The organism is Streptomyces sp. NPDC003038 (assembly GCF_040611115.1).
GTDB lineage: Bacteria > Actinomycetota > Actinomycetes > Streptomycetales > Streptomycetaceae > Streptomyces.
The window spans coordinates 1-22956 of the sequence record NZ_JBEXNN010000032.1 but is presented as its reverse complement, the minus strand read 5'-3'; the positions used below and the strand labels follow the sequence as shown (position 1 = coordinate 22956).

The following is a 22956-nucleotide window of genomic DNA, read 5'->3' as shown; positions in this document are numbered from 1 at the left end:
GGGTGAGGTCGGGGGCCGTCCGTCCGGTACGTAGAGGCCTGTACCGGACGGACGGGCGCGGGGGTGGTGGCCGTCAGGCCGTGGTGTCGGCGCGCAGGCGGCGGCGGTCGCTGAGGGTGGTGCCGGCCCAGATCGCGGATCCGGCGCGGGTCGGGTGGTCCAGGGCCCAGGCCAGGCACTGCTTGCGGGTGGCCTCGGGGCATTTGCTGAGGCAGGCCAGCTGGCCGTTCACGCGCTGCTTCGGGGTCCCGGTCCAGTCCTCGGGGTCGGCGTCAGGCGCCCGGCACGGTTCGTTGCCGGTCAGCCGCGGCCAGGGGGCGGGTTCGCTGGTGGTCACTCCCCCACCCCCGTGGTGCCGGCGGCCGGGACGGCGGCGGTGGGCAGCAGGTGCTCGAAGGGCTCCCAGGCCGCGAGTTCGAACGACATGTCCAGAAGGTCGAAGGGGTACTCGACGCCCTGGGAGTGGTCGTTCTGGGCGATCCACTGCGGCTGGAGGTTGGCGCGGTCGCCGTCGTCGGTGTCGTCGGAGGCCTTGTCGAGGTCGATGTACGCGACGACGACGTGGGTGGCGGTGCGCTCTAGGACGTACAGGCTGCGGACCGGCATCTCGTCGGGTTCGACGTCGTGACGGCGGACCCAGGTCTGGCGGGTGGCGGCGATGGCCCAGGCCTCGCTCGCGTCGGCGGCGTCGGTGACCTTGGCGCAGGCCTGCGCGTACTCGGTGCCGGCCTCGACAAGTTCGTTGACGCGGGCGGTGATGTGGTCGCTGAGGGCCTGGGTGCCGATCAGCCAGGTCAGGGAGGCCAGCCCGGTCACGACGCCGCTCCCGTCGGGACGAGGTTGCGGGAGATCTTGGTGGGGGCCAGGAGGTGGTGGAGCGCCGAGCCGTAGTCGTGGGAGGAGAAGCTGGCGGGGAGGCCGCAGCTCCAGCAGTCGGCCTCGTCGCCCTGCCAGGCGACGGCGCAGCGGCTGCACACGAACGCCCGGTCGGCGAGGAGGGGATTGGCCTTGGCCAGGGACTTCAGGAACCGGCCGGCGGTGCTCAGCCGGCGGGCGGTGGAGGTGTGGTGCTGCTTGCGACGGGTGGCGTGCATGATGGTGGTCTCTCTCTCGTCTTGGCGGGTGAGGGGCCCGGGGCGGCCGGCGGTTTCTCAGGCCTTGACGGCCGTCCCGGGGCGGAGCTAGCGGTCGATGCCCTTGTGCGTGGCCTGGTCCCAGCGCAGGTCCCAGCCGGGGCGCAGTCCGCGGGCGGACCAGTCGGTGCGGTGGGCGGCGGCGGGGACGTCCTGGCCGGCCAGGGTGTGGAGGAGGGCCGTCTCCCAGGCGCGCCGCGCGGCCTGGCGGGCCTCGCGGCCGCTCTCGGCGAGGCCGGTGAAGACATGCACGCCCCGCTCGCTGGTGCCGACGCGCTCTATCGGGACGTCGACCTCCCACATGACCCGGTACACCGTCAGCCCTCGGCTTCCGGGTCGTAGCCTACGAGGACGGGCAGCACGGTGGTCCGGATGCTGGTGACGGACTCGTCATCCGGGCCGGGGCCGAACGTCATCAGGTCCTCGGGGGCGTGCTCGTCGCCGTTGTCCGGTGCCCAGGTGGTGTGGACGCCCTCCGGGAGGGGGCAGCGTTTCAGGCACGCCTCGCCCTTGGCGCGGGCCGCCTCCCGGGTGGCGTAGGTGCCCAGGGAGAGGCCGTGGCGCGTGACGGTGTAGACGGCCAGGGCGGCCGGCTTGTCGTCGGTGAGGCGGGTGATGCCGGGGAATACGGCCTCGGCGGCAGCCAGACGGGCCTCGGTCTGCGCGGCGGTGCCGAGCAGCTGGAGGATGCCGGTGGTCAGCGGCAGCGCGCTGGCGGCGGCGCGGCGCAGGATGTCGGTGAGGACGGCGTCGAAGTCGGTGTCGGAGGGCGGGACGGTGGTGGTGGTCATCGAGTTCTCCGTCTCGTGGCGGGCCGGCTGTTCCGGTCCTCGGCGGTGCCCGGTCCTCGGGAGGTGGGGCCGGGCACCGCGGGGGGGCCGTCAGCGGCCGGCCGTGCTCGGCAGGCGAAGGGCTTCGTCCAGGACGGTCCAGAGGAAGTCGTTGGGCTCGAAGGCGGTGTCGGCGATGGTGAGCTGGGCGGCGCGGGCCAGGGTGTCGAAGGCGGTGTCGCCGACGAGGCGGCTGTGCCAGGAGTGCCGGAGCTCGGTGCGGCTGAGGGTTCGGCCGTACCGGGTGTAGTCCAGGCCGTTGACGCGGGAGACGACCATGCCGGGGTGGAACTCGTCGCCCTGGAACCGGACGAGCCGGTCGAGGCCGGCCTGCTCGGCGAAGTCGACGAGGCGGGTGAGAATCTCGGCGTCGGCGACGAATCCGGTGACGGCGGCGCGCTGCTCCCACAGGTTGCCGGAGTAGTCGGCGGCGTCGTGGCCGGGCTGGGAGTCGTCGGTGAGGAATCCGGCGCGGTTCACGGCGGCCAGGCAGGGGATGAGGGGCAGGGTCTCTTCGTCGGGCCCGTAGTTCGGCATGTTCCCGGCGCAGGAGCGGATGTCGCCTTCGAGCCAGCGGGCGGTCAGCTCGGCGAGGTCGGAGAAGGTGGTGGCGGCGCGCCAGAGGCGGCGGTCCGCGCGGCTCGGCCAGGGAAGTCGGATCTTCATGGCGGTCCTCCTGTCGGGTTCAGAGCTGGGCGGCCAGGTCCTCGGCGCCGTAGGCCTCGGCCTCGCGCTGCTCGATCAGCAGCTCGTAGGCGCTGAGGGTGTTGGCCTTCATGGGCTGCCGGCCCCAGACGTGCTTGAGGTACTTGAGGTGGAGCTCGCGGGCGGAGCGGTCGCCGAGCTGGTGGGCGTGGACGAGCTCGTGCACGAGGGTTTCGCGGACGTCGCGCTCGTGCCGCATGTTGGGGATCTGCAGGACGATCAGCACACCGTCGCGGTCGATGGACGTCTGGCCGAAGGCCCGGCGGGAGTGGCGGTCGGAGCGGCTGACGGCATTGACCTGCGTGGGGTTGATGCCGGTCAGGAGCTGGGCCTCCGCGGTGTTCACCAGGTGGTCCATCTGGCTGGTGTCCCCGTTGAGGACCAGGTGGACGGCCGGCAGGGAGCCGAACTTGTCGCGGACGAGCTTCTCGGCGTCGGGGGCGATGGCCTTGGCGTACTTGCTGTAGCGGCCTGCCCCGAAGAGGAAGCGCTGGGTGGAGATGCGCAGCATGGCGGTCCTTCCGGGTTGAGTTCGGGGGTCAGGCGGAAAGAGTGCCCGAACCCCCACAAGAAAACTATACCTATAATTCATCACTTCATCTAGGGGGTTTCCCTGCTGTCAGTCCCCGGCGCGCTCGGCGAGCTCGGCGGCCCGCTGCAGGAGGTCGAGGACGGCGCCGACGGTCGGGACCGCGATGTTGTTGTTCACGGCGATGTCGAACTGGCGGCTCAGGGCCCGCGGGTCGCGGCCCTCGCTGCGCCACTGCGCCTCCATTCGGGCCCGGTAGGCAGCCGTGGGCTGGGCGTACGCGGCCGGTTCGGCCATTGCGGAGCGGATGTAGATGTGGGAGCGGTTGGTGGTGTCGGCGTCGGCCGGGGCGGCCATGAGGGCGCCGAGGATGCAGTGGCGACCGGTGGCGTCGCGGAGTTCCCCGCGGCACCACCCGCCGGTGGCCAGCACGGCCGCAGCGCGACGGATGTGCAGGCTCGCGCGGGTGGCCGGCCGCTGGTGGCGGCGGGTGATCCGGTCGAGCAGGGAGGGGCGGGCGGCGGCCTGGGCGGCGGCGGTAGCTCGTTCGCTGCGCTCGACCTCGGCGAGGCCGGCGGCCACCAGGGCGGCGATGTCGAATCCGGCCGCAGGAGCGGGCGAGGCGGGAGCCGGGGCCGGCGCGGTGGCCGGGGTGATCTTCTTGAGCCAGGCTTCGACCTCGTCGGCCAGGAGGCGGGTGCTTGCGTCGGGAGCCGGGGTGCCGAAGGCGGTGGGTGCTGCAAATACGGGCATGGCGAAGCCTTCCTGCCTGCTGCGGGACGGTGGAGTCAGGAGCTCCGGGGGCGGCCGGTTGAGTGGTTGGCGACCTGGCGGCCGGCCCCGAGTGCAGTGCGGATCAGGCGTCCGTGTACTTCCGGACGTTCTTGTAGACGGCGTCGCGCTCGACGTTCAGTGCGGCGGCGACGTCCTTCTGAGCGCCGCGGTAGCTCTTGCTGAGCTCGCCCATCCGCTGCCAGAACTTCTTCTCGGCTTCGGATACGGCGGTGTCACGCGCGGTCTTGGCGGCCAGGACCGCGGCCGTGATGTCGTCGGCGGTGCCGGCCTGGGTCTCGGGTCGGGGGGTCATTTGGGCTCCTCGCGGTGGTGAGGGACGATGGTTCCGGCCCCCTGCTCCGGTTGGAGCGGGTTGGGAGACCCGGGGACGGCGGGTTGAGTTTGGCGACCTGGCCGCCGTCCCCGGGGCGCCTCTACTGAAGATCCTTGCGGGCGTCGTCGGCCGGCCCGTCACCGGCGTGCCCGTGCCCGAACTTGTCGGCCGCGCTGTGCAGGTGGAAGGTGGCCGCGTACATGTGCTGGGCCTCGTCCTCCTTGCCGCGCGCGGCGAAGGCCACGGCGAGCCTGCGCGAGAGCGCGCCGGCCGTCAGCAGCAGTTCGCTGGTGTGCAGGCTGTGGCGGATCTCCTCCGGGTCGGCTCCGGAGTCGACATCGGCGCAGATGTTGCCGAGTTCTTCCGCCAGGGCGTAGGTGGTGTCGCCGTCCCAGCGGTCCGGGTTGATCCAGTCGATGAGCCCGATGGCGAAGGCGTCGATGACGTAGAGGGCGCCGATGAGGGCGAGCGCGGCGACAACGGCTCCCGGGGTGCTCAGCTTCGCGAGCGGGCCGTCGTGGTTGACGATCGCGTGGAATCCGACGGTGGCGGTGCCGGCGGCGAGCACGATGCCGTCGTAGCGGATCACGGCGGACAGGACCTTGACGCCGGCGCGCCGGGCGCGCGCGGCCCGGACCGGGCGGTTCTTCAGGGACTGCGGGCGGGCGGTGTCGGCGGGGTGGACCAAGGTGTGGGTCACGAGGGGCTCCTTCGGCTGCGTACTGGCGGGGTGAGAGACCCCGGGGCGGGCGGCTGAGTTGGCGACCTGGCGGCCGCCCCGGGAGGAGGAGATGCGGGAGGGTCAGGCCGGGCTGCGGTCACCGGAGATGGCGGCAACTGTGCGCAGGTGCTCGCGCTGCGCGTCGATCCGCTGCTGGACCTCGCGGGCGAGCAGCCCACCCCGGAAGGACTGGTAGTCGTAGAAGCTGCCGATGACCCATTCGCTCGGGTCGACCGAGGCGGCCTTGTACACATCGGTGTGGGAGAGGTCGCTGTAGAAGTGGCCCTCGTGCACGGTGGCGATCTCCAGCCCCTTGCGGTCCCAGCTGATCGCGGCATCGAGCGCCTTGTTCTGGGCGTTGACCAGCTGGGACACAGTGGCCCGCCAGTGCGTGTCGGGCGTGCTGTCCAGGGACGTGAACAGCTGGTCCATGGCAGCGCGGGCCCGGCTGTAGTTGTCCCACAGGAAGGCGGCGCCATCAGTGGCCTGCTTCAGGGCTGCGGTGTAGGCGGCCTCGCGCCAGAGGCGGGACGCCTCGTCGTACTCGGCGTCGATGAACGCGCGGGCCTGGGGCGTGAGGCTCTCGTCCTTCCATGCTTCGAGCGGCCGCGCGGGCTCCTGCTCGGCGCCGGTGAAGGGCCGGAAGGTGAAGACGATCCGGTTGAACCGGTCGGTGGAGGCTCCGGTGAAGTGCGGGTGGTGGTAGGCGCGGGCCTCCGTGGTGACCTTGTCGAGGTCTCCGGCGCTGGTCGTGGGCATGGTCTCTCCGTCGTGTCGGGCCGGGTGTTCCCGGCCGGGTACGTGCATGGAGGAGCGGGGCTTGCTCGCTGGCCCGGGGGCCTTGCGATGACTCAAGTATGCATCTTCGACAAATGCATTTCAAGAGAATGCATTCAGGGATTTGTGGGGCTCTCCACCTACGCGTCGGCGCTGGGCACGTCGCCGCCGGGGCGAGGGCCGCCCGCCGCAGGCGCTCCGGCGCCGGCGGCCGCCTCCTCGCGGCGCGGCCGGGCCTTCGAGCCCGCGGGGGTGCGGCCGCCGGCGCGGGCGCGGGCCGCCGAGGCCGGGCCCTCGCACTCGGTGCACGTGATGTCCAGGCCCGGCGCGACGATCCGCCCCTTGTCCTCGCAGACCAGGCACGCCGGCCCCTTGACCGGCGCAGGCATGCCGTACGCGGCGCGGTACTTGGCGACGGAGGGGATCTTCGGCCCCGGGTCCTGCTTGCCCTTCTTCTCCGCCGGGTCGGGCGTTTCCTGCGGGATACCGGCCTGCATGGCCCATGCGGTGCGGATGAGGGCCGCGACCGGGGAGTAGGCGACGTTGAGGGCCTTCTTCTTCACCTTGCGGACGCGGCGGCGTACTTGGCGGCGGACGCGTTTCTTCGCCTCGCGGACGAGGATCTTGGTGACGATCCGTGCGGCCTTGGGAACCTCTTCGACCAGGTCGATGGGCGGGGGCGGCTCCTCGCCGAACCCGGCCTCCAGGATCCAGTACATGTCCCAGTTCGGGGTGGTCCAGCGCATGTCGGCCCAGGCGGTGAAGTGGGCGGGGTCGATGAGGTGCTCGGACCACTCGTGCCGGGCCGGGCAGAGCACCTCTACCACGGGCTGCGCACTGCGTTCGAGGACGAGGGTCAGGCCGGTGTCGGCGCCGCACATGGGGCAGGTGACGGGCAGGGCCTGCCACACGACGCGAATGGTGTGGTCGGGGTCGAGCTGGAGGTAGTTGAAGCGACGCTCGGCGGTGATTCGGTAGTAGCCGGCGTCCGGGTCGTGGGTGCGGGACGGGTCGATCATTACGGACTCCTAGGGATCTTTCGGGCGGGGAACAGCCGGGAACAGGGAGGAACGTGCAGGTCAGGGGGCCGGAACACGGCGGGAACAGGCGCGGGGAGGGGAACACCGCCACCGGTCCCGTGAGGTGTTCCGTCCCTGTTCTCAGCCTGTTCCGGCGCGCTGACCTGCGTGTTCCTGAGGTGTTCCTGCCCTCAGGAGGCGCTTGCGTCCTCGCCGGTGATCTTCTTGAGGTGGCGCAGGCAGTAGCCCTTGACCGTGCTCTTCTCGCCCGGGCGCCGGTAGCTGTCGGTCGTCCAGGACTTGCCGCCGGGGGCGAGCACCGCCTTGATCGCCGCCTTCAGCGCGACGGCGCGGGCGGCCTCCTGGTCCGCGGTGTCCTCCCCGTCGAACGCCTCCAGGTCCCAGCGGTCGGCGTCGTGCTGGGCGAGGCCGGCCGCGATCTCCTCCAACTGGAGGCCGCTCGGGTCCCCGGCCGCCCGGAAGACCTCGCGGATCGAGGCGATCAGCTGGGGGACGGCGCCCTGCTCCTGGTCCCCGGCGGCGTAGTTCCGGGCGCTGGTCTCCATCAGGCTCCGCAGTGAGATGCGGCTGAGCTTCGCGGACTCGGGGTCGATGTCGACCAGCCCGTCCTGGGCCCGGGTCCGGCCGCGGCGCAGCAGCTCGTCGGGGTCGGCGTAGCAGCCGCGGTACGGGATGGGCTCGCAGTAGGCGCTGCCGGCCATCACGTACACCACGGAGGCGTCGTTGATCTGGGCACCCATCGCGGGCACCAGCCGGTCGGCGCGCCACCCCTGGGCGAGCATGCCGTCGCCGAGGACCTGGATGACGTCGTCCTTGTCGCAGGCGGCCAGCACCTGGACGGGCAGTTCCACTACCCAGGTGTTGTCCTTGATCTTCTCCTTCGTGACGCCCTGTCCGGCGATGATCTCGGTGGCGTCACTCTTGGCGCAGGTGATCGAAATCTCGGCTAGCATGCCGTCGAGGTCCCAGGAGACCTGCCGCTTGAGGTCCTCGTTGTAGTAGCCCTTGCGGCTCTCGCGGACCAGCGCGGGGAACTCGTCCACGACGACCTTGATGCCGGGCCGTTCCCGGGAGGTGACCCAGTTCTCGCCCATGCCGAGGCGGTCGAAGAGCCCGGGCCTGCCCTTGCCGATGTCCAGCACCCACTGGAGAGCCTCCCTCGCCTCCGCCGGGGTGGTGGCCACCACGTGCATGGCGTGCCGCAGACCGCCGAAGCCGCTGCCGGCGCCGCCCAGATCGATGCCGATGATGATCTGGTCCTCGGTCGCGGTGAGCACGTCCAGGATGGCCCGCAGGATCGTGGACTTCCCCGACCGGCTCTTGCCGACGACGTTCACATTGGTGCGGCACATCGGCAGGGCCAAGGGCCGCCCTGCCATGTCGCCGCCGATCTGCTCCTTGTGGAGGTCGGCAGTGGAAACGGACTTCGGTTCCCGGACCGGCAGTTCGGGAACGGCCTGCCAGGGATTGCTGCCCGGTACGCGGATCACACAGTAATTGCGGGATTCCGCGGACTGCTGGAGCAGCACGCTGCCGGTGCGCACGCCGTGAAGGCATGCCTCCAGCGTGTCCAGCCCGTTGGAGATCTTCTCCGGGGTCATCCGCTCCAGCCACACGTGGATCTCGAACCCCCAGGCGTGGGGGTCGACCCGCAGCGCCGAGAGGGTCAGCTTGAGGTCCTCGGTGAGGGCCTGGCGCATCATCTGCTCGAACATGCGCGGCGTCATGCCCACGCTGACCTGCTGCGGGGCTCCGGCCTCGATCCGCTCCAGCCGCTCCAGCTCCTCCTCGCTGACCTCGACGTCGCGGCCCAGCATGGAGATACCGGCGAGGTTGAGCACCAGGGCGCCGAGGAAGCCCCATACGTCGGCGAAGCCGTAGGCGGCCGCGTCGGCCAGGACCAGCGGGCCATAGGTGGCTCCCGCGCGGAACGCGACGGCCCGCTTCGCGCTCTTGCGGGCGCTCTGTGCGACGGCCAGCTGCTTGCCGGCCTCCAGCTGGAGTTTGGCCGCCTGGGCCTGCTTCTGTTCGCGCTTCAGGAGTGCGAGCTGCGCGCGGCGGGCGCTGCGCTTGGCCGTTTCGACGGCGGCGAGCGCCAGGCGCTCGTCGGCCGCGGCCTTGTAGCCCTCCATGCCGATGACCCAGGAGCGCATCCGGCGCTCTCCGCGCAGGGCCCGGGGGACGATCCCGTGGGTGGTGAGCTGGCGGGCGGCGGCCTTCCGTACCCGGCGGCGGGCCTGCCGGCGCAGGTAGGCGTAGCGGGCCTTGCGGCCGTCCTTGGTGCGCAGCTGCGGGTTGATCCAGGGGCGGTCGCCCTCCGGGTCCTCGCGCAGCTTCCACTCCTCGGGGGTGTAGACGGTGCCCTCCACCGGCCGGCTGTGCTCCGGCGCCGGCTCGCCGTCCGCGTCCTCGTCTTCGTCGTCCGGGAGGTCCTCCGGCTGGGCCGGGATGGCGGCCGGCGCCTCGCGGTCCGTGTGCAGCAGCGCCGTGAAGGCAGTGCCGCCGTCGCCGTAGAGGGTCTCGAAGACGGGCTCCAGGTCCTCGACGAGCTTGATCTTCACCTCGCGTGCCATGGACCCCTGCTCGGGGCCGACGACGCCGAGGGCCTCCAGCGCGTCCATCATCCGGCCCGTCAGTTCCCAGCCGATGCGCAGCTTGCGCTGGAGCATGGACCGGGAGCCGAACTGGGTGGAGACGATCAGCTCGGCGGCCTCCCAGAGCACCTTGCGGTCCATGGCCTGGCCGACCTTGGCCCACAGCTGCGGGTCGTCGACTTTCGGGTTGGTGTCGATCTCGGTCATGCTGTTCACGCCTCCTGTTCGGGGGTGAGCGCGGGGCGGGGAAGCCGGGCATCGCTTTGGTCGGTTGAGACCGGCGGGCCCCGCCCTGCGCTCGTTCGGGGGGAAGGTGTTCGGGTCAGGCGGTGTTCGCGCCGCCGGGGCAGTCGTTGCAGACCCCGTAGCGCTTGGGGATCTCGTAGTCCTTTTCGGTGTTGCACTCGGGGCAGAACCTGCGGGCTGCCACCGCCTTGCGGATCGAGGCCCATCGCGCCTCCGTCATCGGCCGCTTCGGCTTGGCCAGCTCGACCAGGTAGAGGGCGGCGAACATCGGTTCGCCCTGGCGGGTCCACCCGAGCTGGCCGGCCACAGGCTGGCCGCCCGGGCGCAGCCCGCGGGCCCGCAGCTGTCGGTAGGTGGCCATGACCTCGGGGTCGGGGCCGAGCTTCCAGGGCCAGGTCGGTATGCCGAACTCCTCGCCCTTCGGGTCGTCGTAGCGGGGGCTGGTGCGCGGCATCACCGGCTCCCGGGGCCGGCCGGGTTGCTGCGGGCCGCCTTGGCCTTGGCGAGGCGGTCGTAGACCCAGGACTTGCCCGGCTCGATGACCTTGCTCCCGTGGACTTCCGCACGGCGCCGCTTGGTCTCCGCGGTGACCCCCTTGGCGGTGGGGATCCGGCCGTTGCGGATCTCGCTGCGGATCCACTCCTCGATCGCGGCGTTCTCGGTCGCGTCGTAGTTCCGCGCGGTTTCCGCAGCGGCCCGCCGGGCGGCCGGCGAGAGCCTCCGCACGGAGGCCGTCACGGACTGCCGCTTCGAGCCCTCAGCAGCGGCCTCGCGCTTCCGCGCGGGTGTCCGCGTGGACGGGGGGACGGACGTGTTGACGTGCGAAGATCCATTCCACCGGAAAGCGTTCGCCGGGCCCTCTACGAGCCCTTCACGGGTTCCGGCAAATACCCGCGTAGGGAGGGTTGCAGGCTCCTCCGCGACCGCCTTCACGGGCTCGTCAGAGACGCTCTCAGCCGCCACTGCGGACACCTTCGCGGAAGCCGTGAGGCGCATGCGGCGTGCGTCCGCGAGCTCCTCCAGGACCTCCGCGAGACGGCCTTCCGCGTCCACACGCAGCCCGAGCATCTCTGCCGACAGGTGCCGCAGCAGTTCCTCGGGCAGGTCAGCTCCGGTGCCTTCGTGGACGCCGTACGCGGCGTGCCAGGCCTCGTCCTCGGAGAGGAGTTCGTGCCCGGCGATTGCGCGCAGCGTCTTCGCCGTTGCCCACACGTTCGGCAGCAGGTCTTCGCGCTGCTTGCGGGTGGCCTTCATGTCCTTGCGCCGGGCTCGCTCGGCCTTCAGCCACGCCCGGGCTTCCTGGTGCCGGCCGAGCTGGACCAGCTGCCAGACGGCGATCGGGATGATCGAGGACGCGGCCAGGACGGCGCCCAGGATGGTCCCGTACTTGTCGCCGCCGACCTGCTGGCCGTGCAGCCAGTTGATCCAGGCTGCCAGGCCCGCGAAGGTGTAGATCGCGATCCGGTACGGCCACGGCGAGCGGCCCTGCTGCATGGCCTTGGCCTCGCCGGCCGTGGCGGCCCAGGCGGAGCACTCCAGCATCACCGGGAGCAGGGTGACCAGGAGGTAGCCCACCCAGCCCATTTCGGTGAGGATGCCCGTGCCGGTCAGTGAGGCGGCCTGTGAGATGAGGGCCGGCACGATGCTGCAGGCCATGACGGCAAGCGCGGCGGCCAGGTCGAGGTGTTCGGCCAGCCACGCCGGGGCGGCGTTGAGCCGGGCGGCGAACCGCTCGCGGGCTTCCTTGCGGCGCCGGGCCTTCTCCCGCCGCTTCTCCTTGTCGGCCGCCGCCTTCGCCGCCTGGTCGGCCTTCTCCTTCGCGAGCTTCGCGGCGGCGTCGGCCTCCTTGGCCTCGCGGATGCGCTTGGCCTCGCGGTCCCTGGCCTCCTGCTCATCGGCGGCGCGAGCCCGTTCCTGCTCGAAGGCCTGCTGCTGGGCCTGCAGGTCGAGACGGGCCCGGAGTTCTGCGGCCAGGCGGGCCTGCTCGGCCTCGGCGGCGTTGTCCTCGCGGCGGGCGGTACGGAAGTCGGTGAGGCTCACGGGGTACCTCCGGCGGTCGGGGTGGCCGCGTGCGGGGCGTAGCGGTACAGGGCGGCGACGAGGGCGATGACCAGGCCGATGCCGATGCGATCGGCGACGCCGGGGGTGAGGCCGAGGAGCCAGGCTCCGCCGGCCACGGCCAGGGGGAGCTGGATCGCGCCGAGTTCGGCGAGGAGCCGGGTCAGTCGCGCCCGGATCTCGACGATGGGCGTGTGGCCGCGGCTGTCGAGGTAGGCGAGGCCGGCGACCGGGAGCGCGAGCAGTACGCGCTGCCACCAGGTCGCCTCCAGGCCCAGGAGCCAGCCGGCGCCGAAGAGGATGAAGGCGGTGATGGACCACGTCGTCACCAGGGCCTGGACCTTCAAGGGCAGGCCGCGCGGGGTGCTGGTGCTCATGCGACCTGCACCTCCCGCGCGGTGAAGACGGCCGCCGGTACCGACTTGCCCTTCCGGACGGAGGACACGAGCGCGACGGTGAACGGGAAGGGGATGGAGCCGAGGCGGTTCGGGCGGGAGTCCGCGGGGACCGGGCCGAATACGCGGTCGGTCTGCTTCGCCTCGGGCTCGCCCGTCAGCCGGCGGATCAGCTCGGCGACGTGGGCGGCGGTCTTCGGGTCGTGCTCGGCGATGCCGAGGATCACGTCGGCCTGGAACTCCAGGCGCTCCGCCTGCTGTTCGGCCGACTCGTTCAGCGGGGCCAGCCAGTCGACCGGCCTCACGCCGGTCATCAGCTGGAGCTGGCGCAGGATCGCGACCTGTTCCAGACCCTGCGGGTGGGTCGTGCGACTGCTGGCTGCGAAGATGGTGTTCACGGGTCGTTCTCCTCAGACGTGGACGGCCTGTGCGCGGCTCTCCGGGTCTCTGCCAAGACCACCCGGAGGGCCGTTTTTGGCATGGCGGTGCCGTCGTTGTACGCACGGGTAGCCAAACCATGGGTAGCCCTTCCGGTACCCCCGGTTAGAGCTATCGGTAATGATGAGACCACCCCGACATGCCGCGCGTCAAGACTGACGCGCCATTAGAGATAGCTATATAGTGGTGGCGTTGGATGCTGAGAAAGGCGGCCTGAATGCCCGTTTCGTACCGCGAGATCGCTGCTGCGCTCCGGCAGCAGATCTCCGATGGGCGGTATCAGCCGGGAGACAAGCTGCCCATGCTGACCGAGCTTCAGGAGCAGTACGGGGCTGGCTATCAGACCGTCCGCAGCGCCATCCAGCTGCTGGAGCAGGAAGGCCTGGTCGTCGCTGTCCGGCGGAGAGGGACGATCGTGCGTGAGCGTCCGGAGAAGCGTCGAATCACGAGGTCGCGGCAGGTCTACCGGGACGAGATCGGGTACTACTTCGATCCCGCCGCCCAGTCCTGGGTGGCGCTGGAAACGCCCACCGTGAGGTGGGGCGTGGTCCCTGTGGACCTTGCCGCCACCATGGGGCTCAGCGTCGGCTCGGAGGTCCTCATCCGGGACCGAATCATGGGCGACCCGGACACCCGGGCCGCGATGCAGCTGGCGACCAGCTACCTGCCGGCTGACCTCGCCCGCGGTACACAGCTGGCCGAGAGCGACACGGGCCCGGGCGGCATCTACGACCGGCTCGAAGAGATGGGGTACGCCCCGCTCGGATGGAAGGAAGCGGTGTCCGCCCGGATGCCGTCCCCGGAGGAGGCCGAGTCGTTGGGCCTCCCGGCCGACGTCGGCGTTCCGCTGCTGCGCATCGTCCGCGTTACCCGGTCCTCGACGGGCCAAGTGGTAGAGATCAACGACACCCGGATGTCGGCCGAGCTCTTCGAGATCGGCTACGACATCGAGCGCGACGGCAGTGCCCGCACCGGCGCGGAATCCGCCCCCGCCTCCGGCCTAGACCCTAAGGAGAACTCAAGATGAGCCGTTCACTGTAGAAAAAAAGAGGACGGCCGCCCTGGTTGCACAGGACGGCCGTCAAGCGACTCCCCAGCCGGCAAGCATCCGGAGTCGTGGTTCAGCGCGGTGACCGCGCTGGGTGCCTGGACCATCAGGCCCGTCGGTCACCTACCCAACAGCATAGACAACGACTCCCGGGCAAGCCCAGACCGGCTTGCCCAGTGGCCTGAGTCACACGGTTGATCAGCTGATCCACGGCTCCCTTAATCAAGGGACCGTATGTGTCACACCTGAACAAGGCCGCCGCGGCGGCTGTACCCCGCCCATCCCACCGATCCCCCGGCCTGTCCGCGCCCGTTCCCGCGCACCCTGGCTTGCCCAATGCCGGCCTGCCCGCGTGGCGCGAGAGTGGGCAAGCCCGTCACCTGGGCCTTCCGGGCAGCGGGCAAGCCTTCGGGCAAGCCCCCATGTGGAGAGTTCACGGCACAACATCCACTAGGAGGTGTGCCGTGCACGTACCTGTGCACCCCGGGTCCGTAGCGATCCGTCCCACCGCCCTCATCCCGGGAGGAGCGGTATGCGCCACGATCTGATCCCCCGGGTCGTCAGCGCGGCCGCCATCGACTGGATCAAGTTCGACGCCCTGCTCGCACGCGACGGCAGTGTCGAACCTGTCGACAAGGCGCTCTATGCGGCCATCGCCTCCTTCGCCGACCAGGGCACTCGTGAGACCGACGATGCCCCGGACGCCGACGACATCCCCACCCGCAAGGTGCTCGCCCGCTGCATCGGGCGGTCGGTCGACACCGTGGACCGGTCCACGAAGCGGCTGGAGGACAAGGGGCTGCTTGAGGTCGAGCGGCGCCCGGACCCCAGCAACCCTCGCGTGAACATCCCCAGCCTGTACCGGCTGCTCGACCACGAGCGGTGGGATGAGCGCGCCGCCGCCCGGGCCCAGAAGCGGCAGGCCGAGCGGGAGGCGAGGGCTGCCCGAAAGGCGAAGCAGCAGGCCAGCAGCCCCCAGGGGGGTGGCCGCATGGATGCGGCTACCCCTGCTGAGGGGGTGGCCGCACGGGTGCGGCCAGGGGGGCCGCATGGACGCGGCCAGGGTGGCCGCACCAGTGCCGCGGTTCCTTCTTCTCTTAAAGAATCTCTCTCTCAAGAGGGGGGTGCGCTTGATGCGGCACCCGTTGAGGGTGGTGCTGCCGTGACGGAGAGAGACCTCGGCTGCGCCGGAAACCCCTGGGGTGGTTCCCGCCCAGCGGACGGCGGCCGGCGAGGCGGACCAGGTCGTCGCCGCCTACCGGAAGGCGCTCCGCCGGCCGATCACCAGCAAGGCCCTCGGTACGATCCGCTCCGCGGCCGTCGACCTGCTGGCCGACGGCTTCCCCGCCTGGTGGCTGTGCGACCGGGTCCAGGAGATGGCCCCGCGCGGATGGACCGACCTGCACAAGCACGCCGATCGCTCCACCGCGCCGACCGACCTGAGGGCCGCTGCTGTCGAGTGGTGCGGCGACTGCGGCCAGCACGACCGCAAGCGCTTCAACGACCAGTACGAATACGTGGACTGCTGGACGTGCAGCCCGATCGCCCTCGCCGGAGTAGCCCAGTGAAAGAACTCGAACTCCCCGAGCAGCGGGGCGGCCTCGATGGTGCCGCCCCGCCGCACGACCTCAACGCCGAGATGGCGGTCCTCGGCGCGATGCTGATGTCCAAGGAAGCCATTGCCGAGGCCGTCGAAGTCCTGAAGCCGGAGCACTTCTACAAGCCGGCCCACGCGACGATCTTCGAGGCCACGGTCGGGATGTACCTGCGCGGAGAGGCCGCCGACCCCATCACCCTCTCTGCCCTGCTCACGCAGCGGGGCGAGAGCGCCCGGGTCGGCGGCAGCGCCTATCTCTTCACCCTGACCGGCTTCATGTTCGGAGTCGGCTCCGTCAGGTTCTACGCGGAGATCATCCGCGAGACGTGGTCCGTGCGGCAGGTCATCATCGCCACCCGCACCACCCTGAACACGGCACTGCGCGGCGAAGGCACGGCCAGCGAGCTCGTCGCCAAACAGCAGCAGGCCCTGCTCGCCGCAGTGGACGAAGACGAAGACGACAGTCTGGGCCTGCTCGGCCCGGCGCTGGAGGACTTCCACGACGACTACGAGGAACGGGCCGCCAACGCCGGCAAGCTCAGCGGAGTCAGCACCGGGTTCGCCGACCTCGACTCCCTCACCGGTGGCTTTCAGCCCGGGCAGCTCATCGTCGTTGCGGGCCGCCCGGCGATGGGCAAGTCGACCCTCGCCATGGACTTCGTCCGTGCCTGCTCCCTCCGGGACAGGCAGCCTTCGGTGTTCTTCTCCTTGGAGATGGGGCGCCGGGAGATCACCCGGCGCGTGATCTCGGCCCAGGCGCGGGTGCCGCTGCACCACATCACCCACGCGATCCTGCCGGACGAGCTGCGGGCCAAGGTCGACCGAACGACGGCGGAGCTGATGGACGCTCCGATGTGGATCGACGACTCAGCCGGACTGAACCTGGTCACCATCACGGCCAAGTCCAGAAAGCTCCGCGAGCGCCACGGGCTGAAGCTCGGAGTCATCGACTACCTGCAGCTGATGCAGTCCGGCGCCGGGCGGCGACCGGAAAGTCGGCAACAGGAGGTCTCCGACATCTCCCGAGGCCTCAAACTGCTGGGCAAGGAGCTGGGGATCCCCATCGTCGCCCTCTCCCAGCTCAACCGCGGACCCGAGAACCGCACGGACAAGAAGCCGATGATCTCGGACCTGCGGGAGTCCGGCGCGATCGAGCAGGACGCGGACATGGTGATCCTCCTGCACCGCGAGGACGCCTACGAGAAGGAATCGCCGCGCGCGGGCGAAGCCGACCTCATCGTTGCCAAGCACCGCAACGGCCCGACCGCCACGATTACGACCGCATTCCAGGGCCACTATTCGCGCTTCGTCGACATGGCCAGCACCTGAGGGGGACCACCACATGAACAGCAAGGAATTCTCCACCGGCCTCGCCGAGCTGCGGGCCGTACGCGACGAACTCAAGCCGCTGGAGCGCGAGCTGGCCCAGCTCCAGGCCAAGGTCGGCAAGCTGCGCGAGCGCCGGGCCGAGAAGATCCGGCAGCTCGGCGGGTACGCGAAGGCCACCTCGGACCGGATTGCGACGGCCGCCGGCCTCGGTGTGATCGACATCGTGGCCCTGGTGCCCTCTCTGGCCCCTCAGGGCGCCCCTGAGGCGCCCGCAGAGCCTCCCGCGGCCGAAACCGTCACCGGTGATCAGTTGGTCGCTCAGGGGCCCGCAGAGCCGATCAAGGAAATGACCTCGGCGCCGAAGCCGGATGCGCCGCGGACCGTCGAGCTGTCTGGAACCGTCGCTCGCCTCGGTGCCACGCCCGCCGACGGCACCTCCGACCTGGAGGTGCTCGCCGAACCCGAGCAGGCCGCAGCCGCTCCGGCGCCCGTTGCTGCTGGGACGGGAGAGGCCGAGCGTGTTCTGCCCTCGATTCCCGCGGGCGCCGAGGGCGACGCCTGGTTCCGCGCCGAGCCCAACCTCGCGTCGAAGCGGCCGAACTTCAAGCAGGCGGCGAGGGGGATGGCGTTCTTGGACGCCTCGACCGGCGTCCTGGTGTGGCAGGGCGGCACCGTCCGCCTGGACCTCGGCCGGGCCTCGGTGGCGGAGATTCTCACCGCCGTCTACGCGGTGGCTCCGGCGTCGGTGGAACGGATCTACGTCACTGCGGGCGACCCGTGGCACCAGGGCGCGGAGCGGCACGAGTTCCTGAAGGACGCCGTCGCCGCCTGGCTGAACGGACCGCTCCCCGAGGGCTGGACGGTGGAGGCTTCGCGCGGCCGGGACCGGCAGGCCGGCCACCTGGTCCACCCCCGCAATCCCGTGGGCCGCTGGCAGAGGGGCAAGGACCAGCACACCGAAATCCGGTCCGTCGGTGAGTGGTTCGACCCCGAGGGCGCGGACCCGGCGACCGTGCGCGCCGCGTTCGTCGAGCTCTGGCGGGCGCTGCGCCCGCACTTCGAGGACGTCGTCCTCATGGGCTCGCCGTCGCAGACCGGCCGGGACCTGTGGTCGAGGACGATCCCGACCAAGGCCGGCGCGAAGTGGGCGGACGGCTTCCCCGTCATGTCGCAGGAGATCCGCGGCCTGCTGCACGCCACCGCCGGTCAGGGCCGGACCGAGCTGATCGCGCCGCCGCGCGTGCCGGAGCGGGTGCCCGGTTGGTACGAGGTCGACAGGACGTTCGCGTACGCCAAGCACACCTGGGCGTCCGGTGTCGGCGTGCCGAGGCGGATCACCGCCGCGACCTTCGCGGCCATGAGCGAGAAGGAGCAGACGAACGCGCTGTTCGCGCCGTCGCACTGGCAGGTGCGGGTGACGATCCCCAAGGACTGGACCCACGTTGGGCTACTCCCGGCCCCGGCGCCCGGGGAACGGTCCTGGCACTACCCATACGAGGGCGGCCGGAGCTTCACCACCTGGGCGGGCGGCGCCGAGGTCAACCTCGCGCTGCGCAACCCCCTGATGCCGTGGCGGATCGAGATCCTCGACGGCCTGCTGTGGGAGTCCGGCGACCCGCTCAAGAGCTGGAGCAATAAGCTGCGCGACGCCTGGCAGTCCTTGCGGGCCACCGCCGAGATCCACGGCGACGAGCAGCAGAAGCAGGCCTGCGGCCTGGCCTCCCGAGCGGTGCGCAGCATTCTGCTGTACGGCATCGGCACGTTCGCGCAGCGGCCGCGGATCACGCCCGGGTCGCTGGAGCTGGGCGCCGGCGGCGAGGTTCCGGAGCTGCCGGACGGTGCGCGGCTGACGGGCATCACGGACGCCCACGTCACCTGGGAGCGCAACGCCGGGTTCGCGCAGGACCAGTACGCCCACCCGGAGTGGGCGGCCGGGGTGTGGTCGGCGGCCCGGGCGGCCCTGCTGTCGGTGAGCACCAGCTCGAAGGACCCGGCGACCGGCAAGCCGCTGAAGGCCGGCGCTTTGCACCTCCCCCCGGGAAGCATCCTGGCGTTCCGGACCGACGCCATCTACACCTCGGCCTCGGCGGCGGCGGATTGGCCGTACGGCGGTGAGCCGGGCGACTACCTGCTCAAGGGCCGCATGGCGTGGGAGCAGACCACTCCCCGCACGGACGAGGACTTCTACGTCCTGCAGACGTTGGGCCGGCAGGCCTACGAATCGGAGGGCATGTGAGCAGCGCCGATGTGGTCTGGGGCGGGCAGTGGGAGCACCCGGCCTGTGGTGCCTCGGGCGAGGCCCAGTGGGAGGACGGAGACACCGTCGACTCTGGGCACGACTGCGACCGTGCGGGCGTGGTGGTCTGGAGCGCGGAGTGGCACTGCCACGGCTGCGGCGACGAAGGCGATGGCCTGTTCGAGGACGACAGCCCCGTGTACTCCGACCACGAGTGTGACGACGAGGACGAGGAGGCAGCCGCGTGACGCCGCGCAGGAGGAGGTCCGCGGGCGGCCGGGGCGCACAGCGCAACGAGGCTGCCCGGCTCACCTCGGAGCTGGAGCGTGCCGGGTTCAGCAGGAAGCAGGTCGGAGAGATCCTCGGCCGCAACCCTTCGCTGGTCAGCCAGTTTTTCACCAAGAACAAGGGTGCGTCGATGGTGGAGGCGCTGAGGGCCGTGGTTCAGGAGGTGCAGGCCGGCGGTCCTCGGGACCTCGCGAGCCTGAAGGCTCTCGCAGCCGGGCACGTCCATCCGCGGCTCAACCGCGAGGGCTACAAGGCCCGCGTACGCGGCAAGACGCGGGTGCGAGCCGAGCGGACGGTCAAGGACCGGAAGGGCAAGCCGGTCATCGGCGCCGACGGCAAGCCGGTCAAGGCCTGGTCCTCGTCCCTGGCCAAGGCCGGCAAGCAGCACATCGCCTCCGGCGCCAGTCGGCTGCGGCCCGTGGTGGACGACGCGGCCGCCAATGGCGGGAAGATCGCCTTCACCGTCCGGGCCCGCAAGGGCGCCTTCAAGCACGACGCCGGCCGCCGGGCCGACTCCCCCGGTGTCCGCCGCTACGTGGTCCAGCGCCGTGACGGAACCGAGGAACGGGCCTACGCCGACAACCGCGGCGGCCCGGGCTCGGGCGAGGAGGGGTTCGACGGCGCCGAATTCAAGGCCCTGGTCGACGCGGCCGGCGGCGACGTCGCGGCCGCCGTGCAGAAGTGGCTCGTCGACACCGACAAGATCGAGCCCGGCACAACGATTGTCGGCCTGGAGATCCGAGCCTGGAAGCCCCAGGACTGAAGGCCGCCCGGCCCTGGGGCAGTTCGCCCGGGGCCGGCTTCATCCCAGGAATGCATTCTATTGAAATGCATTCCATGAAGATGCATACTGGTCTCGGAGCGCATGGCCCACGGCGGCGCCTGCACCTGCGACGCCGTCCGGCTCGCTCGGAACACCAACCACTGACCTGCACACCTCTCTGTGTCGAAGGAGACCACCGTGCTGAAAAAGCTCATCGCAGCCCTGACCAGCACTCGCTCTGAGCCCCTCCCCCCGCCCGCCGGACCGGCCCGCCGCACAGCCCCCGCTGCTGCGGCACCCGTTCCGGCTCCGGTGTCACGGTCCACCAGTCCCCGGCCCATGGCGTCGTACGAGCTCACCTCGTGGGCCTGCCCGACCTGCGAGCAAACCGCATCGGAAGGCACTCACGCCTGGGACGACCGCGGCCCGTATCAGCGCCTTAGCGTCCACAACCTGCGGTGCCCGGCCGGGCACCGCTGGAACAACAGCAGCGACGGCAGCTGACAGGGGTGCGGCGCCTCGCAACGGGGCGCCGCACCCCTGCCCCTGCCGTGTAGCCGCACGCCACCGAACCCCGCCCCACGCCTTGGACGACCCGACATCGAGGTGAGCACATGACAGATACAACCCTGCTTCCACCGCTACGCGCCCATCAGACCGACGCGGTCACCAGCACGGTGCGCGAGCTCACGCCACTCCCCCACACTCCGCTGCCGCCCGCCGGTCTGCGCGCTCAGGTCATCATGGCCACGGGCAGCGGCAAGACTCTCGTGGCCGTGCACACTGCCGACCAGGTCGGCGGCGACCGCGTCCTGGTCCTGGTTCCCTCCCTGGACCTCCTGGACCAGACCGCCCGCGCCTGGCGGGACGGTGGCCGCACCGGAGCCTTCGTCGGGGTCTCCTCCCTCGACTCCTACGAGACCGGCTTCCCGCACACCACCGATCCGCACGCTCTGGTGCAGCTCACCGCGCACGGCCGCGTCACCGTCTTCGCAACGTACGCCTCCCTCGGCAACGGGATCCTGGAGGTCGCGCACGACGCGGGCCTGCCCCCGTGGGGCCTGATCGTGTTGGACGAGGCTCACCGCACCAGCGGACGGGCAGGCAAGCCCTGGGCGGTCGTCCACGACAACTCGCGGATCCCGGCCGCCGCGCGCCTCTACATGACCGCCACCCCCCGCATCTGGGCCGCGGGCGACGGCGATGAGGAGGACGGCGAGCTCGTCGCCTCCATGACCGACGACCCCGACGGCCTCTTCGGCCGCGTCGCCTATCGCCTGCCGCTGGAGACCGCGATCGAGCAGGGCATCGTCGCGCCGTACCAGGTCGTGGTCGTGGACGTTCAGGACCACGAGCTCAACGCGGCGATGCTGGCTGCCGACGAGGGCTCCGACGTGGTCCGCGGCCTGCGGCTCGGCGCGCTCCAGGCGGCCACCCTCAAGGCCGCCGAGCAGGAGGGCCTGCGCAGGGTGCTCTCCTTCCACCAGCGGGTGTCCGAGGCGGAGGCCTTCGCCGCCGGCCTGCCCGACAAGGCCCGCGACCTCGACCAGGGCGGCGACCCGGTGCCCTCCGGCGACGCTGCCGTGTGGGCGCGGTGGCTGCACGGCGAGCACAAGCCGGCCTACCGGCGCCGCGTCCTGACCCAGTTCGCGGCCGGTCTCACCGACAGCGGGCAGGACGCGCGGCTCTCGCTCATCGCCAGCGTGAAGGTCCTCGGTGAAGGCGTCGACACCCGGGCCTGCGACGGCGTGATTTTCTGCGACGTCCGCGGCTCGATGCCCGACCTGGTCCAGGCGGTCGGCCGCGCGCTGCGCATGCACCCCGGCGAAGGCAAGATCGCCACCCTCGTAGTGCCGGCCTTCCTCGGCACCGGCGAGACCCCCGAGACCATGCTGACCTCCCCCGCATACGCAGGTCTCGCCAAGCTCCTCGCCGCGCTGCGGGCCCACGACACACGGATCGAGCAGCTGGCCAGCCCGGGGACAACAGCCCCCGCTCGCCCCGGCGACCCCAGCCTCGCGCCCGGCGGGCAGGACGGCTCCCCGGACGAGGAGCAGACCAGCGAAAGCGTGCCCGCCCGCGAAATCCTGCGGTTCTCCCGGCCGCGCGACGCGAACCAGCTAGCCAGCTTCGTCCAGCTGCGAGTTCTCAACCCCGAGCGAGTGCAGTGGCGTCGCGGCATCCAGGCCGCCCAGCGCTACCTCGCCGAGCACGACGACCTCCGCGTCCCGTACGGCTTCCGGACCCCCGACGACTGGTCCCCCGCCGACTTCCCGCTCGGAGTCTGGATCGCCGACTGCCGCCGCCACTACAAGGCCGGCGCCCTCGACGGCGACCGGATCGTGCAGCTGGAGAAGCTCGGCATGCTCTGGAACCTCTTCGACGCCCGCTTCGACGAGGGGCTTGCCGCGGCCGCCGCCTGGGCCGCCGAGTCCGGCGTCGGCCTGGCCGCACCCGTGGACGTCGACCTCGACGGGTACCCCATCGGCCGCTGGCTCAAGAACCAGCGCGCGGCCGCCCGAAGGATGAAGGCGCCGCTCTCCCCCGAGCGCCGCACGGCCCTCGCGGAGATCGACCCGGACTGGTGCCCCGAGTGGAGCATCGACTGGCAGCGGGCCTTCCGCCTCGCCCACCGACACGTGAGCGCCGGCGGTGCGCTCCCGAACGGTCCCGGCATCCTCGTCAGGGACGGCGAGGACCTCGGCCGCTGGGCCGCCGCGCAGCGCCAGGGATTCGGGAAGCTGTCAAGGGAGCAACAGGCGATGCTCGCCACGGTCGGCATCACGCAGGCCGCCGCGCCCGCCAAGCGGACCCGCGGGGAGATGTGGGCGCACAACCTGCGAGCGGCTGCCCAGTACCGCGCCCGCGTCGGGAACCTCGACGTAGCGCGCAGCCACACCGAGGAGGTCGACGGCGAGGCCGTGCGGCTCGGGGCATGGATCAGCCAGCAGCGTGTCAAGGCCGGCAAGTTGTCGGTCCAGCGGGTCGAGGAACTGTCGGCCCTGGGCATGCGCTGGTCGTAGAGCAGAGCAGCGTCCGGCCGTCACGCGCGGCCGTAGAGAGTGGGCGGGGGGGCCCCGCGGGGGGGCCGCCCCCACACGGGGTTGGCGCCCCAAAACAG

25 protein-coding genes are annotated in these 22956 nt (G+C 71.2%); 7 read left to right on the top strand and 18 right to left on the bottom strand.

All coding sequences use genetic code 11. The annotated features are described in order from the left end of the window. Positions 1-73: 73 nt before the first annotated feature. The 17 genes from ABZX75_RS28425 to ABZX75_RS28345 form a co-directional block, all read right to left on the bottom strand. Positions 74-337, bottom strand: a complete 264-nt coding sequence (locus ABZX75_RS28425; protein WP_355415445.1) for a WhiB family transcriptional regulator — start codon at positions 335-337, stop codon at positions 74-76. Next, positions 334-816, bottom strand: a complete 483-nt coding sequence (locus ABZX75_RS28420; protein ID WP_355415443.1) for a hypothetical protein — start codon at positions 814-816, stop codon at positions 334-336. The genes ABZX75_RS28425 and ABZX75_RS28420 overlap by 4 nt, the downstream gene beginning before the upstream one ends. Beyond that, positions 813-1094 carry a hypothetical protein gene (locus ABZX75_RS28415; protein WP_355415441.1) on the bottom strand — a complete coding sequence of 94 codons (282 nt, stop codon included), beginning with the start codon at positions 1092-1094 and terminating at the stop codon, positions 813-815. The genes ABZX75_RS28420 and ABZX75_RS28415 overlap by 4 nt, the downstream gene beginning before the upstream one ends. A gap of 87 nt (positions 1095-1181) precedes the next feature. Beyond that, the gene (locus tag ABZX75_RS28410) at positions 1182-1436 is read right to left on the bottom strand and encodes a hypothetical protein (RefSeq protein WP_355415439.1); all 255 of its coding nucleotides are present in this window, start codon (positions 1434-1436) and stop codon (positions 1182-1184) included. A 14-nt stretch (positions 1437-1450) separates the two neighbouring features. Then, entirely contained in the window at positions 1451-1924 is a 474-nt protein-coding gene (locus ABZX75_RS28405) for a hypothetical protein (protein WP_355415437.1), read from the bottom strand. A gap of 90 nt (positions 1925-2014) precedes the next feature. Continuing rightward, positions 2015-2629 carry a hypothetical protein gene (locus tag ABZX75_RS28400; RefSeq protein ID WP_355415435.1) on the bottom strand — a complete coding sequence of 205 codons (615 nt, stop codon included), beginning with the start codon at positions 2627-2629 and terminating at the stop codon, positions 2015-2017. Between the two features lie 19 nt (positions 2630-2648). Then, the gene (locus ABZX75_RS28395) at positions 2649-3179 is read right to left on the bottom strand and encodes a hypothetical protein (RefSeq protein ID WP_355415433.1); all 531 of its coding nucleotides are present in this window, start codon (positions 3177-3179) and stop codon (positions 2649-2651) included. A 108-nt stretch (positions 3180-3287) separates the two neighbouring features. Next, entirely contained in the window at positions 3288-3950 is a 663-nt protein-coding gene (locus ABZX75_RS28390) for a hypothetical protein (protein WP_355415431.1), read from the bottom strand. 103 nt (positions 3951-4053) lie between these two features. Then, positions 4054-4284: a hypothetical protein gene (locus tag ABZX75_RS28385; protein WP_355415429.1), complete on the bottom strand. Its 231-nt coding sequence runs from the start codon at positions 4282-4284 to the stop codon at positions 4054-4056. Between the two features lie 121 nt (positions 4285-4405). Beyond that, a complete protein-coding gene (locus ABZX75_RS28380; RefSeq protein WP_355415427.1) occupies positions 4406-5005 on the bottom strand; it encodes a hypothetical protein in 600 nt (199 codons plus the stop codon). A 102-nt stretch (positions 5006-5107) separates the two neighbouring features. Further along, a complete protein-coding gene (locus ABZX75_RS28375; RefSeq protein ID WP_355415425.1) occupies positions 5108-5785 on the bottom strand; it encodes a hypothetical protein in 678 nt (225 codons plus the stop codon). 158 nt (positions 5786-5943) lie between these two features. After that, positions 5944-6822, bottom strand: a complete 879-nt coding sequence (locus ABZX75_RS28370; protein WP_355415423.1) for a hypothetical protein — start codon at positions 6820-6822, stop codon at positions 5944-5946. A 191-nt stretch (positions 6823-7013) separates the two neighbouring features. Further along, entirely contained in the window at positions 7014-9644 is a 2631-nt protein-coding gene (locus ABZX75_RS28365; protein ID WP_355415421.1) for a DNA translocase FtsK, read from the bottom strand. A gap of 115 nt (positions 9645-9759) precedes the next feature. Continuing rightward, positions 9760-10137 (bottom strand): RRQRL motif-containing zinc-binding protein, encoded by a 378-nt coding sequence (locus ABZX75_RS28360; protein ID WP_355415419.1) that lies wholly within the window; start codon positions 10135-10137, stop codon positions 9760-9762. Then, positions 10137-11723 (bottom strand): hypothetical protein, encoded by a 1587-nt coding sequence (locus ABZX75_RS28355; protein WP_355415417.1) that lies wholly within the window; start codon positions 11721-11723, stop codon positions 10137-10139. Before ABZX75_RS28355 ends, ABZX75_RS28360 begins: the two co-directional genes overlap by 1 nt. Then, positions 11720-12118, bottom strand: coding sequence for a hypothetical protein (locus ABZX75_RS28350; RefSeq protein ID WP_355415415.1), 399 nt, complete (start codon positions 12116-12118; stop codon positions 11720-11722). Before ABZX75_RS28350 ends, ABZX75_RS28355 begins: the two co-directional genes overlap by 4 nt. Further along, positions 12115-12534: a hypothetical protein gene (locus tag ABZX75_RS28345; RefSeq protein WP_355415413.1), complete on the bottom strand. Its 420-nt coding sequence runs from the start codon at positions 12532-12534 to the stop codon at positions 12115-12117. The genes ABZX75_RS28350 and ABZX75_RS28345 overlap by 4 nt, the downstream gene beginning before the upstream one ends. 257 nt (positions 12535-12791) lie before the next feature. Between ABZX75_RS28345 and ABZX75_RS28340 the strand changes: the two genes are divergently transcribed. Next, positions 12792-13601 (top strand): GntR family transcriptional regulator, encoded by an 810-nt coding sequence (locus tag ABZX75_RS28340; RefSeq protein ID WP_355415411.1) that lies wholly within the window; start codon positions 12792-12794, stop codon positions 13599-13601. Positions 13602-14055: 454 nt separating this feature from the next. Here the strand turns inward: ABZX75_RS28340 and ABZX75_RS28335 are convergent, their stop codons facing one another. Then, positions 14056-14499: a hypothetical protein gene (locus tag ABZX75_RS28335; RefSeq protein WP_355415409.1), complete on the bottom strand. Its 444-nt coding sequence runs from the start codon at positions 14497-14499 to the stop codon at positions 14056-14058. A 325-nt stretch (positions 14500-14824) separates the two neighbouring features. Here ABZX75_RS28335 and ABZX75_RS28330 point away from each other — a divergent pair, with 325 nt between their 5' ends. From ABZX75_RS28330 to ABZX75_RS28305, 6 genes are all read left to right on the top strand, one after another. Beyond that, positions 14825-15190, top strand: coding sequence for a hypothetical protein (locus tag ABZX75_RS28330; protein WP_355415407.1), 366 nt, complete (start codon positions 14825-14827; stop codon positions 15188-15190). Next, complete coding sequence (dnaB, locus tag ABZX75_RS28325; RefSeq protein ID WP_355415405.1) at positions 15187-16548, top strand: replicative DNA helicase; 1362 nt, start codon at positions 15187-15189, stop codon at positions 16546-16548. The genes ABZX75_RS28330 and dnaB overlap by 4 nt, the downstream gene beginning before the upstream one ends. 13 nt (positions 16549-16561) lie before the next feature. Beyond that, positions 16562-18784 carry a Mucin-19 gene (locus ABZX75_RS28320; RefSeq protein WP_355415403.1) on the top strand — a complete coding sequence of 741 codons (2223 nt, stop codon included), beginning with the start codon at positions 16562-16564 and terminating at the stop codon, positions 18782-18784. After that, the gene (locus tag ABZX75_RS28315; protein WP_355415401.1) at positions 18781-19032 is read left to right on the top strand and encodes a hypothetical protein; all 252 of its coding nucleotides are present in this window, start codon (positions 18781-18783) and stop codon (positions 19030-19032) included. The genes ABZX75_RS28320 and ABZX75_RS28315 overlap by 4 nt, the downstream gene beginning before the upstream one ends. Beyond that, entirely contained in the window at positions 19029-19835 is an 807-nt protein-coding gene (locus ABZX75_RS28310) for a hypothetical protein (RefSeq protein WP_355415399.1), read from the top strand. The genes ABZX75_RS28315 and ABZX75_RS28310 overlap by 4 nt, the downstream gene beginning before the upstream one ends. A gap of 614 nt (positions 19836-20449) precedes the next feature. Next, entirely contained in the window at positions 20450-22858 is a 2409-nt protein-coding gene (locus ABZX75_RS28305) for a Helicase associated domain protein (RefSeq protein ID WP_355415397.1), read from the top strand. Positions 22859-22956 lie beyond the last annotated feature (98 nt).

What these genes read in the sequence shown, in the direction of transcription:
- ABZX75_RS28415 (WP_355415441.1), bottom strand. Translation starts at nt 1,094, where the DNA reads ATGCACGCCACCCGTCGCAAGCAGCACCACACCTCCACCGCCCGCCGG.
- ABZX75_RS28410 (WP_355415439.1), bottom strand. Translation starts at nt 1,436, where the DNA reads ATGTGGGAGGTCGACGTCCCGATAGAGCGCGTCGGCACCAGCGAGCGG.
- ABZX75_RS28405 (WP_355415437.1), bottom strand. Translation starts at nt 1,924, where the DNA reads ATGACCACCACCACCGTCCCGCCCTCCGACACCGACTTCGACGCCGTC.
- ABZX75_RS28400 (WP_355415435.1), bottom strand. Translation starts at nt 2,629, where the DNA reads ATGAAGATCCGACTTCCCTGGCCGAGCCGCGCGGACCGCCGCCTCTGG.
- ABZX75_RS28395 (WP_355415433.1), bottom strand. Translation starts at nt 3,179, where the DNA reads ATGCTGCGCATCTCCACCCAGCGCTTCCTCTTCGGGGCAGGCCGCTAC.
- ABZX75_RS28390 (WP_355415431.1), bottom strand. Translation starts at nt 3,950, where the DNA reads ATGCCCGTATTTGCAGCACCCACCGCCTTCGGCACCCCGGCTCCCGAC.
- ABZX75_RS28385 (WP_355415429.1), bottom strand. Translation starts at nt 4,284, where the DNA reads ATGACCCCCCGACCCGAGACCCAGGCCGGCACCGCCGACGACATCACG.
- ABZX75_RS28375 (WP_355415425.1), bottom strand. Translation starts at nt 5,785, where the DNA reads ATGCCCACGACCAGCGCCGGAGACCTCGACAAGGTCACCACGGAGGCC.
- ABZX75_RS28370 (WP_355415423.1), bottom strand. Translation starts at nt 6,822, where the DNA reads ATGATCGACCCGTCCCGCACCCACGACCCGGACGCCGGCTACTACCGA.
- ABZX75_RS28365 (WP_355415421.1), bottom strand. Translation starts at nt 9,644, where the DNA reads ATGACCGAGATCGACACCAACCCGAAAGTCGACGACCCGCAGCTGTGG.
- ABZX75_RS28360 (WP_355415419.1), bottom strand. Translation starts at nt 10,137, where the DNA reads ATGCCGCGCACCAGCCCCCGCTACGACGACCCGAAGGGCGAGGAGTTC.
- ABZX75_RS28350 (WP_355415415.1), bottom strand. Translation starts at nt 12,118, where the DNA reads ATGAGCACCAGCACCCCGCGCGGCCTGCCCTTGAAGGTCCAGGCCCTG.
- ABZX75_RS28340 (WP_355415411.1), top strand. Translation starts at nt 12,792, where the DNA reads ATGCCCGTTTCGTACCGCGAGATCGCTGCTGCGCTCCGGCAGCAGATC.
- ABZX75_RS28320 (WP_355415403.1), top strand. Translation starts at nt 16,562, where the DNA reads ATGAACAGCAAGGAATTCTCCACCGGCCTCGCCGAGCTGCGGGCCGTA.
- ABZX75_RS28305 (WP_355415397.1), top strand. Translation starts at nt 20,450, where the DNA reads ATGACAGATACAACCCTGCTTCCACCGCTACGCGCCCATCAGACCGAC.